Consider the following 11,734-nt stretch of genomic DNA (forward strand, 5'->3'; position numbering starts at 1 on the left):
GTTGGGGCGAGTGTGGGGCCGCGCAGGGGCGCAACCTTATCCATGGGCGACATGGCCCAATCTGTTCCCGACGCGCTAGCCCCGGTAGTTGGGGGCTGGTCGCGATAAGTATGTGAATGTCGCAGATAGGTAAATGGTCACCCAGGCGCCTGCGCACAATCGCCCTCATGAAGGCCGACAGTCGGCCGTGGAGATCAGCATGTCCAATAACTTCCTGAACCCGGTCACGACCCAGACCTGGGCCAATGGCCGACATATCGTACGTTGCGTCAAAGTCATCCAGGAAACCTGGGATGTGCGCACCTTCTGCTTCATGGCCGACCAGCCGATCCTGTTCTTTTTCAAGCCTGGGCAGTTCGTCACCCTGGAGCTGGAAATCGAAGGCCAGCCGATCATGCGCTCCTACACCATCTCCAGCTCGCCGTCGGTGCCCTACAGTTTCTCGGTGACCATCAAGCGCGTGCCGGGGGGCAAGGTTTCCAACTGGCTGCACGACACCCTGCATGAAGGCCAGGAGCTGGCGGTGCACGGGCCGGTGGGGTTGTTCAACGCCATCGATTTCCCGAGCCCGAAAGTCCTGTACCTGAGCGGTGGCGTGGGGATCACGCCGTGCATGTCCATGGCGCGCTGGTTCTACGACACCAACGCCAATGTCGACATGACCTTTATCCACAGCGCCCGCTCGCCCAAGGACATCATCTACCACCGCGAGCTGGAGCACATGGCGTCGCGGATCGACAACTTCAGCTTGCACCTGATCTGCGAAAAACACGGCCTGGGCGAGCCTTGGGCCGGCTATCGCGGTTATCTGAACCACAAGATGCTGGAACTGATGGTGCCCGACTTCCTCGAGCGCGAGGTGTTCTGCTGCGGCCCGACCCCGTACATGACCGCGGTCAAGCGCCTGCTGGAAGCGGCTGGTTACGACATGAAGCGTTACCACGAGGAATCCTTCGGCGCCACGCCACCGGAAGCCCGCGCCGACGCCGTGGAACAGGCCGAACAAGCGGCCGACGCCCCGCAAGTCGATGCGGCGGACCTGCACCTGGTGGAGTTCACCTCCTCGGGCAAGAGCATTCGCGTGGGGCCGGGCGAAACCGTGCACGCCGCGGCTGCCAAGCTCGGCATGATGATCCCCAAGGCCTGCGGTATGGGTATCTGCGGCACCTGCAAGGTGCTGAAGCTGGGCGGGGAAGTGGAAATGGACCACAACGGCGGGATCACCGAGGACGACGAGGCCGAGGGGTATATCCTGTCGTGCTGCAGCGTGCCGAAGGGGGATGTGCGGATCGATTTCTGATCTGCCCATCCTAGTGGCGGTGAGCCGCCCCCTGTGGGATCAAGGCCTGTGGGAGCAAAGCTTGCTGTGGGAGCAAAGCCTGTGGGAGCAAGGCTTGCTCGCGATGAAAGCGACGGGGTCTCCCATGGACCGAGCCGTCTGCATCGCGAGCAAGCTTTGCTCCCACAGTAAGCCTCTTTCACCACGGCGGGCATGACAGGCCGGGGCGGCTTTCCTAGCTCGCCATCACTTCCCGAATATCCGCCGCCAATTCCCGCACTCGCGCTTCTTCGGTATCCCACGAGCACATGAAGCGTGCGCCGCCTTTGCCAATGAATGTGTAGAAACGCCAGCCCTTGGCGGTCAGCGCGGCGATGGCCGGTTCCGAGAGTTGCAGGAACACGCCGTTGGCCTGGACCGGGAACATCAGTTCCACGTCGGGAATGTCGCTGACCAGCTCTGCCAGCAATTGGGCGCAGTGGTTGGCGTGGCGGGCGTGCTTGAGCCAGGCCTGGTTTTGCAGCAAACCGACCCAGGGCGCGGAGAGGAAGCGCATCTTCGAGGCCAGTTGCCCGGCCTGTTTGCAGCGATAGTCGAAGTCTTCGGCCAGGTCATGGTTGAAGAACAGGATCGCTTCACCCACCGCCATGCCGTTTTTCGTGCCGCCAAAGCACAACACGTCCACGCCGGCCTTCCAGGTCAGGTCGGCCGGGGAGCAGCCGAGGAAGGCGCAGGCGTTGGAAAAACGCGCGCCGTCCATGTGCAGGTTCAGCCCCAGTTCCTTGCAGGTGACGCTGATGGCGCGGATTTCTTCCGGGGTGTAGACGCTGCCGACTTCCGTGGCTTGGGTCAGGGTCACGACCCGGGGCTTGGGGTAGTGGATATCCTGGCGCTTGAGGGCGATCTCACGGATCGACTCGGGGGTCAGCTTGCCGTTTTCAGTGCGCGCCACCAGCAGCTTGGAACCGTTGGAGAAGAACTCCGGTGCGCCGCATTCGTCGGTTTCGACGTGGGCGGTTTCCGAGCAGATCACGCTGTGGTAACTCTGGCACAGTGAGGACAGCGCCAACGAGTTGGCCGCCGTGCCGTTGAACGCGAAGAACACTTCGCAGTCGGTTTCGAACAAGGCCCGGAAATCGTCCGCCGCGCGGTGGGTCCACTCGTCGTCGCCGTAGGCGCGTTGGTGACCCTGGTTGGCTTCTTCCATGGCCGCCCAGGCTTCGGGGCAAATGCCGGAATAGTTGTCGCTGGCAAACTGTTGACTCTTGTCGGTCATGGCCTTGCTCCTTGAATAGAGAGTCCTGGGTAAAGAGATCCCTGGCGGAATGCCCGGGTGGGGCGTTCCATGGTTCGGCGTGTTTGGGTCCACAGCGCCGTGGTCGATCATGGTTCGCGCGCTTGAGTCCGCAACGCCGTGATCGATACTGGTGCGCACTTTACCCAAGATTAGCGGGGGAACACACCGGATGTTTCTGTCGGAAAGTATCAAACTCATCGAGTCGTTTTACACATGAGCCGGCGTGACGGGGCGCTGGACCTGCTCAAGTGGCTGGCTCTGTTGGCGATGGTGCTCGATCATCTGCGATATGTCGGTTTCTCCGTCGATTGGCTATATGTGCCGGGACGCCTGGCGTTTCCGTGGTTCTGCCTGGCGATGGCGGCGAACCTGTCGCGCAACGACGCCAGCACCGCCCCCTGGCGTTACCTGGGCTGGCTGCTGCTATTCAGCGCCGTCAGCGAAATCCCCTACCGCTTGTTCATTCCCGTCCCCGCCACCCTGAATGTGATGCCAACCCTGATGCTGGGCTTGTTGGTGGCGCGCTGTTGGCAGACGCCCACCCTGGAGGCGCGATGTCTGGCCGCGGTGGCGTTGTTGTTGGCGGCGCTGTTTTCATCGCAACTGATGTTCGGGTTCTTTGGTGTGCTGCTGCCGCTGGCGATGTTGCTGGTATTCAAGCGTCCCTTGTACATGGCCTTGTTGCCGGGATTGGTCTGCGTGGCGGCCAATCAATGGCGGGTGCTGTATGGCGCGGCGTGGCTGGGGGAGCCAGTGGCGATCGGCGGGTTGGTGGCTTGCCTGATCGCGCCATGGCTTGGGCTGATGCTTTTGCGACAGGCGGGTCGTTTTCATCCACCGGCGATGCGGCGCTGGGCGTATGGCCTTTATCCCGCGCATTTTCTACTGTTGCTCGCGGTTCGCCAGATCGCCGCATAGCCCTGTGGGAGCAGCATTTTTGGAGCCAAGCTGTGGGAACAATACCTGTGGGAGCAAGGCCTGTGGGAGCAAGGCTTGCCCGCGATGAAAACGCCGCGGTCTCCCGTGGACCGAGGCGCCTGGATCGCGAGCAAGCTTTGCTCCCACAAATCTCAGTTCCCACAGTGCTATCGCGCAGGCCTTGCTCTCCGACTCTTTGGTCCCATGTCGTAAACGCACCTTTGCGTGGCGTCCATAGGCATTTGACATGCCTGCGCCAGCCATACCATCGCATCCAAAGGGCACGACCGAATGGTCCGTGCCTCACCGAGACGAAAGGCGCACCGCCGCCGCTGGGAGAGACGCGATGTTCAGCAAGCAAGACCAAATCCAAGGCTACGATGATGCACTGCTGGCGGCGATGAACGCCGAAGAGCAACGCCAGGAAGATCACATCGAGCTGATCGCGTCAGAGAACTACACCAGCAAGCGCGTGATGGAGGCCCAGGGCAGCGGCCTGACCAACAAGTACGCCGAAGGCTATCCAGGCAAGCGCTACTACGGTGGCTGCGAGCACGTCGACAAAGTCGAAGCCCTGGCCATCGAGCGCGCCAAGCAGTTGTTCGGTGCCGATTACGCCAACGTCCAGCCGCATTCCGGTTCTTCGGCCAACAGCGCCGTGTACCTGGCCCTGCTGCAGGCTGGCGACACCATCCTGGGCATGAGCCTGGCCCACGGCGGTCACCTGACCCACGGTGCCAAGGTGTCGTCCTCGGGCAAGCTCTACAACGCGGTGCAATACGGCATCGACACCACCACCGGCCTGATCGACTACGACGAAGTCGAGCGCCTGGCGGTCGAGCACAAGCCGAAGATGATCGTTGCCGGTTTCTCCGCTTACTCCAAGACCCTGGACTTCCCACGTTTCCGCCAGATCGCCGACAAGGTCGGTGCCCTGCTGTTCGTTGACATGGCCCACGTTGCCGGTCTGGTCGCCGCGGGTCTGTACCCTAATCCACTGCCTTACGCCGACGTGGTCACCACCACCACCCACAAGACCCTGCGTGGTCCACGTGGCGGCCTGATCCTGGCCAAGGCCAACGAAGAGATCGAGAAAAAGCTCAACGCCGCCGTATTCCCCGGCGCCCAGGGCGGCCCGTTGATGCACGTGATCGCCGGCAAGGCGGTGTGCTTCAAGGAAGCGGCGGAGCCTGGCTTCAAGGCTTATCAGCAGCAAGTGATCGATAACGCCCAGGCCATGGCTGGCGTGTTCATCAAGCGCGGCTACGATGTAGTGTCCGGCGGCACCGATAACCACCTGTTCCTGGTCAGCCTGATCCGTCAGGGCCTGACCGGCAAGGACGCCGATGCTGCCCTGGGCCGCGCCCACATCACCGTCAACAAGAACGCCGTGCCGAACGACCCGCAATCGCCGTTCGTGACCTCGGGCCTGCGCATTGGCACCCCGGCGGTGACCACGCGTGGTTTCAAGGTGACCCAGTGCGTCACGCTGGCCGGCTGGATCTGCGACATTCTCGACAACCTCGGCGATGCCGATGTCGAGGCCAATGTCGCGCAGCAAGTGGCGGCCCTGTGCGCGGACTTCCCGGTTTATCGCTGAGTCGGTTTTGGAGTAATGACTATGCAACGCTATTCGGGCTTCGGCCTCTTCAAACACTCTCTCAGCCATCACGAAAACTGGCAGCGGATGTGGCGCACGCCGACCCCGAAAAAGGTCTATGACGTGGTCATCGTCGGCGGTGGCGGGCACGGCCTGGCGACCGCCTACTACCTGGCCAAGGAACACGGCATCACCAACGTGGCCGTGGTCGAGAAGGGCTGGCTGGGCGGCGGTAACACCGCGCGCAACACCACCATCGTGCGCTCCAACTACCTGTGGGACGAATCGGCCCACCTGTACGAACACGCGATGAAATTGTGGGAAGGCCTGTCCCAGGACTTGAACTACAACGTGATGTTCTCCCAGCGTGGCGTCTACAACCTGTGCCACACCCTGCAGGACATCCGTGATTCCGAGCGTCGCGTCAGCGCCAACCGTCTCAACGGCGTGGACGGCGAGCTGCTCAACGCCAAGCAAGTGGCCGACGAGATCCCGTACCTGGATTGCTCGAAAAACACCCGCTACCCGGTGATGGGCGCCACCGTCCAGCGTCGCGGCGGCGTGGCCCGTCACGATGCCGTGGCCTGGGGCTTTGCCCGGGCGGCGGACGCGTTGGGCGTGGACCTGATCCAGCAGACCGAAGTGATCGGTTTCCGCAAGGAAAACGGCGTGTGCATCGGCGTGGAAACCAACAAGGGTTTCATCGGTGCCAAGCGCGTCGGCGTGGTGACCGCCGGTAACTCCGGGCACATGGCCAAGCTCGCGGGCTTCCGCCTGCCGATCGAATCCCACCCGCTGCAAGCGCTGGTGTCCGAGCCGATCAAGCCGATCATCGACAGCGTGATCATGTCCAACGCCGTGCACGGCTACATCAGCCAGTCCGACAAGGGTGACCTGGTGATCGGTGCCGGTATCGACGGCTACAACGGCTATGGCCAGCGTGGCTCGTACCCGGTGATCGAACACACGGTCCAGGCCATCGTCGAGATGTTCCCGGTGTTGTCCCGCGTACGCATGAACCGCCAGTGGGGCGGCATCGTCGACACCACGCCGGACGCCTGCCCGATCATCTCCAAGACCCCGGTGCCGAACATGTTCTTCAACTGCGGTTGGGGCACCGGTGGCTTCAAGGCCACCCCGGGCTCGGGCAACGTCTTCGCTGCAAGCCTGGCCAAGGGTGAAATGCACCCGCTGGCCGCACCGTTTTCCATCGACCGTTTCCACAACGGCGCACTGATCGACGAACACGGCGCTGCTGCCGTCGCCCACTAACAGGAGAAATCCCTATGTTGCACATCTTCTGTCCTCACTGCGGCGAACTGCGCTCCGAAGAGGAATTCCATGCATCCGGCCAGGCGCATATCCCGCGTCCACTGGATCCGAATGCCTGCACCGACGAACAGTGGGGCGACTACATGTTCTTCCGTGACAACCCACGCGGGTTGCACCACGAGCTGTGGGATCACGTCGCCGGTTGCCGCCAGTACTTCAACGTGACCCGCGACACCGTGACCTACGAGATTCTCGAAACCTACAAGATCGGCCAAAAGCCGCAATTCACCGACAAGGCTGACAGTCCGAAAGCGGCCGCGCAGGCTCTGGGAGAGAAGGTATGAGCCAGATCAATCGCCTGTCCAACGGCGGACGGATCGACCGCAACAAAGCGCTGAGCTTCACCTTCAACGGCCAGACCTACAAAGGCTTCGAGGGCGATTCCCTGGCCGCCGCGTTGCTGGCCAACGGTGTCGACATCATCGGCCGCAGCTTCAAGTATTCGCGTCCGCGCGGCATCTTCGCCGCCGGTGCCGAAGAGCCGAACGCGGTGCTGCAGATCGGTGCCACCGAAGCCACGCAAATTCCGAACGTGCGCGCCACGCAACAGGCGCTGTACCAGGGTTTGGTCGCCACCAGCACCAACGGCTGGCCGAACGTGAACAACGACATGATGGGCATTCTCGGCAAGGTCGGCGGCAAGCTGATGCCGCCGGGCTTCTACTACAAAACCTTCATGTACCCGCAATCGTTCTGGATGACCTACGAGAAGTACATCCGCAAGGCCGCAGGGCTAGGTCGCTCGCCGACCGAGAACGATCCGGACACCTACGACTACATGAACCGTCACTGCGACGTGCTGATCGTCGGCGCAGGCCCCGCTGGCCTGGCCGCCGCACTGGCCGCGGCCCGCAGCGGGGCGCGCGTTATCCTGGCCGATGAGCAGGAAGAGTTCGGCGGTAGCCTACTCGAATCCCGCGAGAGCCTGGACGGCAAGCCGGCGACCGAGTGGGTCGCTGCTGCGGTGGCTGAACTGCAATCGATGCCGCAAGTGTTGCTGTTGCCTCGCGCCACGGTGAACGGTTACCACGACCATAACTTCCTGACCATCCACGAGCGCCTCACCGACCACCTCGGCGACCGCGCACCGATCGGCCAGGTCCGCCAGCGCATCAACCGCGTCCGCGCCAAGCGCGTGGTCCTGGCGACCGGCGCCTGCGAGCGCCCGCTGGTCTATGGCAACAACGACGTGCCGGGCAACATGCTGGCGGGTGCGGTGTCCACCTACGTGCGTCGCTACGGCGTGGCACCGGGCAAGAAACTGGTGCTGAGCACCAACAACGACCACGCCTATCGCGTGGCCCTGGACTGGTTCGACGCCGGCCTGCAAGTGGTGGCTGTCGCCGATGCGCGCAGCAACCCGCGTGGTGCGCTGGTGGAAGAAGCCCGCGCCAAGGGCATTCGCATCCTCACCGGCAGCGCCGTGATCGAGGCCCGTGGCAGCAAGCGCGTCAGCGGGGCACGTGTTGCCGCGATCGACGTCCGTGCCCACAAAGTCACCAGCCCCGGCGAATGGCTGGACTGCGACCTGGTGGCCAGCTCCGGCGGCTACAGCCCGGTGGTTCACCTGGCTTCGCACCTGGGTGGCAAGCCGATCTGGCGTGAAGACATCCTCGGTTTCGTACCGGGCGAAGCACCGCAAAAGCGTGTCTGCGTCGGTGGTGTGAACGGTGTCTACAGCCTCGGTGATACCTTGGCTGACGGTTTTGAAGGCGGCGTGCGCGCGGCCAACGAAGCCGGCTTCAAAGCGGTGGAGGGTGTGTTGCCCAAAGCCCTGAGCCGTCATGAAGAGCCAACCCTGGCGCTGTTCCAGGTGCCCCACGAAAAATCCACTGCACGGGCGCCGAAGCAATTCGTCGACCTGCAGAACGACGTCACTGCCGCCGCCATCGAGCTCGCCACCCGCGAAGGCTTCGAGTCGGTGGAACACGTCAAGCGCTACACCGCACTGGGCTTCGGTACCGACCAGGGCAAGCTGGGCAACGTCAACGGCCTGGCCATCGCGGCCCGCTCGCTGAACGTGAGCATCCCGCAGATGGGCACCACCATGTTCCGTCCGAACTACACGCCGGTGACCTTCGGCGCGGTGGCGGGCCGGCATTGCGGGCACATCTTCGAGCCAGTGCGCTTCACCGCGCTGCATGCCTGGCATGTGAAAAGCGGCGCCGAGTTCGAAGACGTCGGCCAGTGGAAGCGTCCTTGGTACTTCCCGAAGAACGGCGAAGACATGCATGCCGCGGTCAAGCGCGAATGCAAGGCCGTGCGTGACAGCGTTGGCCTGCTGGACGCCTCGACCCTGGGCAAGATCGACATCCAGGGTCCGGATGCTCGCGAGTTCCTCAACCGCGTCTACACCAACGCCTGGACCAAGCTCGACGTGGGCAAGGCCCGCTACGGCCTGATGTGCAAGGAAGACGGCATGGTCTTCGACGACGGCGTAACGGCCTGTCTGGCGGACAACCACTTCCTGATGACCACCACCACCGGCGGCGCGGCGCGCGTGCTGCAATGGCTGGAAATCTATCACCAGACCGAATGGCCGGACCTGAAGGTGTACTTCACCTCGGTCACCGACCACTGGGCAACCATGACCCTGTCGGGACCCAACAGCCGCAAGCTGCTGAGCGACGTCACCGACATCGACCTGGACAAGGACGCTTTCCCGTTCATGACCTGGAAGGAAGGCCTGGTGGGCGGCGTACCGGCGCGGGTGTTCCGCATCTCGTTCACCGGTGAGCTGTCGTACGAAATCAACGTGCAGGCCGACTACGCCATGGGCGTGCTCGAGCAGATCGTCGAGGCCGGCAAAAAGTACAACCTGACCCCGTATGGCACCGAGACCATGCACGTACTGCGGGCCGAGAAGGGCTTCATCATCGTCGGTCAGGACACTGACAGCTCGATGACCCCGGACGACCTGAACATGGGCTGGTGCGTAGGCCGGACCAAACCGTTCTCGTGGATCGGCTGGCGCGGCATGAATCGCGAAGATTGCGTGCGTGAAGAGCGCAAGCAACTGGTGGGCCTCAAGCCGATCGACCCGAATGTCTGGCTGCCGGAGGGTGCGCAACTGGTGTTCAACACCAAGCAGGCGATCCCGATGACCATGGTTGGTCACGTGACCTCCAGCTATGCCCACAACTCCCTGGGTTATTCATTTGCCATGGGCGTGGTCAAGGGCGGCCTCAAGCGGATGGGCGAGCGCGTGTTCGCGCCATTGGCCGACGGCAGCGTGATCGAGGCAGAGATTGTTTCTTCGGTGTTCTTCGATCCGAAGGGGGATCGGCAGAATATCTAACATTTAAGCCCTGTGGTGGGGGCGTGTGGGAGCAAAGCTTGCTCGCGATGCAGGCGACACGGTAGCCATCAGACCGAGTTATCGTTCATCGCGGGCAAGCCTTGCTCCCACAGCGCCACCCACCGGCAGGTCGAACAAGCATTCAGACAGGTGCTCCATATGACCGCAGTCAACGTGTACCCACAACGCCCAACCACCGGGGCCAAGGCCGAGTCGTCGCTGCACCATGCCGACCTCGCCAGCCTGGTGGGCAAGGGCCGCAAGAACGCCGGTGTGACCGTGCGCGAGAAAAAACTCCTGGGCCACCTGACCCTTCGTGGCGACGGTCACGACCCGGCGTTCGCCGCCGGCGTGCACAAGGCCTTGGGCCTGGAATTGCCGGGCGCCCTGACCGTCATCGTCAAGGGTGAAACCAGCCTGCAATGGCTCGGCCCGGACGAATGGCTGCTGGTGGTGCCCACGGGCGAAGAGTTTGCCGCCGAGCAGAAACTGCGTGAAGCCCTGGGCGACCTGCACATCCAGATCGTCAACGTCAGCGGTGGCCAGCAGATCCTCGAACTGTCCGGCCCGAACGTGCGCGACGTGCTGATGAAGTCCACCAGCTATGACGTTCACCCAAGCAACTTCCCGGTGGGCAAGGCCGTGGGCACGGTGTTCGCCAAGTCGCAACTGGTGATCCGCCACACGGGCGAAGACACCTGGGAACTGGTGATCCGCCGCAGCTTCTCGGATTACTGGTGGCTGTGGTTGCAGGATGCCGCGGCTGAGTATGGGTTGAGCGTGCAGGCCTGAAACACCGCAGTCCTTGATGCAGCCAGACTGTGGAAGCAAGACAGTGGAAGAAAGACTGTGGGAGCAAAGCTTGCTCGCGATGCAGGCGCTTGAGTTCCAGATAGACCGCGTTGTTTTTATCGCGAGCAAGCTTTGCTCCCACAGATAAATCCTCCGCCACAGGTTCTGTGTCCGGCGGGGGTATCCATAACAAACAGGAGTCACCGCAATGAGCCGCGCCCCAGACACATGGATCTTGACTGCCGACTGCCCCAGCGTGCTCGGCACGGTGGACGCGGTGACCCGCTTTCTGTTCGAGCAGGGCTGCTACGTCACCGAGCACCACTCCTTCGACGACCGACTCTCGGGGCGCTTCTTCATTCGCGTGGAGTTTCGTCAACCCGACGGTTTTGACGAGCAGAATTTCCGTTCCGGCCTGGCCGAACGCGCGCAAGCCTTCGGCATGGTGTTCGAACTGACGCCGCCCAACTACCGGCCCAAAGTGGTGATCATGGTCTCCAAGGCCGATCACTGCCTCAACGACTTGCTCTACCGCCAGCGCATCGGCCAGTTGTCCATGGACGTGGTGGCCGTGGTGTCCAACCACCCTGATCTCAAGCCGCTGGCCGACTGGCACCAGATTCCCTACTACCATTTCCCCCTGGACCCGAACGACAAGCCCTCCCAGGAGCGGCAGGTGTGGCAGGTGATCGAAGACACCGGTGCTGAGCTGGTGATCCTTGCCCGCTACATGCAAGTGCTGTCGCCGGAGTTGTGCCGCAAGCTCGACGGCAAGGCGATCAACATCCATCACTCGCTGCTGCCGGGCTTCAAGGGCGCCAAGCCGTATCACCAGGCCTACAACAAAGGCGTGAAACTGGTGGGCGCCACGGCGCACTACATCAACAACGACCTGGATGAAGGTCCGATCATCGCCCAGGGCGTGGAAGTGGTGGACCACAGCCACTATCCCGAAGACCTGATCGCCAAGGGCCGGGACATCGAAGGGCTCACCCTGGCCCGGGCCGTGGGGTATCACATCGAGCGAAGGGTGTTCTTGAACGCCAATCGCACTGTCGTTCTTTAGGCCGACATCGCGAGCAAGCTCGCTCCCACAAAATACGGGAGCACACAGATTCCAATGTGGGAGCGAGCCTGCTCGCGATGAGGCCCTCCCAAACAACACAGAAGCAAGACACAAGCACTAACCCGAGCAATCAACGCGCTGCCTGCCTGGGC

The 11,734-nt window shown here is 62.7% G+C and carries 9 protein-coding genes; 8 read left to right on the forward strand and 1 reads right to left on the reverse strand.

Annotated elements, in window-relative coordinates; all coding sequences use genetic code 11:
- Positions 1-199: 199 nt before the first annotated feature.
- Positions 200-1,300: a glycine-betaine demethylase subunit GbcB gene (gene gbcB, locus B0E42_RS10935; protein WP_018612396.1), complete on the forward strand. Its 1,101-nt coding sequence runs from the start codon at positions 200-202 to the stop codon at positions 1,298-1,300.
- Positions 1,301-1,514: 214 nt separating this feature from the next.
- Here gbcB and B0E42_RS10940 read toward each other — a convergent pair whose 3' ends face one another.
- Positions 1,515-2,555, reverse strand: a complete 1,041-nt coding sequence (locus B0E42_RS10940; protein ID WP_018612398.1) for a low specificity L-threonine aldolase — start codon at positions 2,553-2,555, stop codon at positions 1,515-1,517.
- 234 nt (positions 2,556-2,789) lie between these two features.
- Between B0E42_RS10940 and B0E42_RS10945 the strand changes: the two genes are divergently transcribed.
- The 7 genes from B0E42_RS10945 to purU all read left to right on the forward strand — a co-directional run bounded on the left by B0E42_RS10945 (position 2,790) and on the right by purU (position 11,582).
- Positions 2,790-3,494, forward strand: a complete 705-nt coding sequence (locus tag B0E42_RS10945; protein ID WP_077506374.1) for a TraX family protein — start codon at positions 2,790-2,792, stop codon at positions 3,492-3,494.
- Between the two features lie 346 nt (positions 3,495-3,840).
- A complete protein-coding gene (glyA, locus tag B0E42_RS10950) occupies positions 3,841-5,094 on the forward strand; it encodes a serine hydroxymethyltransferase (RefSeq protein WP_003206308.1) in 1,254 nt (417 codons plus the stop codon).
- Between the two features lie 21 nt (positions 5,095-5,115).
- The gene (locus B0E42_RS10955) at positions 5,116-6,366 is read left to right on the forward strand and encodes a sarcosine oxidase subunit beta (RefSeq protein ID WP_003177603.1); all 1,251 of its coding nucleotides are present in this window, start codon (positions 5,116-5,118) and stop codon (positions 6,364-6,366) included.
- 14 nt (positions 6,367-6,380) lie between these two features.
- Complete coding sequence (locus B0E42_RS10960) at positions 6,381-6,710, forward strand: sarcosine oxidase subunit delta (RefSeq protein WP_003206305.1); 330 nt, start codon at positions 6,381-6,383, stop codon at positions 6,708-6,710.
- Positions 6,707-9,724, forward strand: a complete 3,018-nt coding sequence (locus B0E42_RS10965) for a sarcosine oxidase subunit alpha (RefSeq protein ID WP_077506375.1) — start codon at positions 6,707-6,709, stop codon at positions 9,722-9,724. Before B0E42_RS10960 ends, B0E42_RS10965 begins: the two co-directional genes overlap by 4 nt.
- A 159-nt stretch (positions 9,725-9,883) precedes the next feature.
- Positions 9,884-10,516, forward strand: coding sequence for a sarcosine oxidase subunit gamma (locus B0E42_RS10970; protein WP_018610499.1), 633 nt, complete (start codon positions 9,884-9,886; stop codon positions 10,514-10,516).
- 208 nt (positions 10,517-10,724) lie between these two features.
- Complete coding sequence (gene purU / locus B0E42_RS10975) at positions 10,725-11,582, forward strand: formyltetrahydrofolate deformylase (protein ID WP_018610503.1); 858 nt, start codon at positions 10,725-10,727, stop codon at positions 11,580-11,582.
- Positions 11,583-11,734: the final 152 nt, after the last annotated feature.

Source organism: Pseudomonas sp. A25(2017), from assembly GCF_002001065.1.
GTDB lineage: Bacteria > Pseudomonadota > Gammaproteobacteria > Pseudomonadales > Pseudomonadaceae > Aquipseudomonas > Aquipseudomonas kilonensis.

Bases quoted from the DNA above. Each gene is read 5' to 3' on its own strand.
- B0E42_RS10945 (WP_077506374.1), top strand. From the start codon at position 2,790: ATGAGCCGGCGTGACGGGGCGCTGGACCTGCTCAAGTGGCTGGCTCTG.
- B0E42_RS10960 (WP_003206305.1), top strand. From the start codon at position 6,381: ATGTTGCACATCTTCTGTCCTCACTGCGGCGAACTGCGCTCCGAAGAG.
- B0E42_RS10955 (WP_003177603.1), top strand. From the start codon at position 5,116: ATGCAACGCTATTCGGGCTTCGGCCTCTTCAAACACTCTCTCAGCCAT.
- B0E42_RS10970 (WP_018610499.1), top strand. From the start codon at position 9,884: ATGACCGCAGTCAACGTGTACCCACAACGCCCAACCACCGGGGCCAAG.
- purU (WP_018610503.1), top strand. From the start codon at position 10,725: ATGAGCCGCGCCCCAGACACATGGATCTTGACTGCCGACTGCCCCAGC.
- gbcB (WP_018612396.1), top strand. From the start codon at position 200: ATGTCCAATAACTTCCTGAACCCGGTCACGACCCAGACCTGGGCCAAT.
- B0E42_RS10940 (WP_018612398.1), bottom strand. From the start codon at position 2,555: ATGACCGACAAGAGTCAACAGTTTGCCAGCGACAACTATTCCGGCATT.
- glyA (WP_003206308.1), top strand. From the start codon at position 3,841: ATGTTCAGCAAGCAAGACCAAATCCAAGGCTACGATGATGCACTGCTG.
- B0E42_RS10965 (WP_077506375.1), top strand. From the start codon at position 6,707: ATGAGCCAGATCAATCGCCTGTCCAACGGCGGACGGATCGACCGCAAC.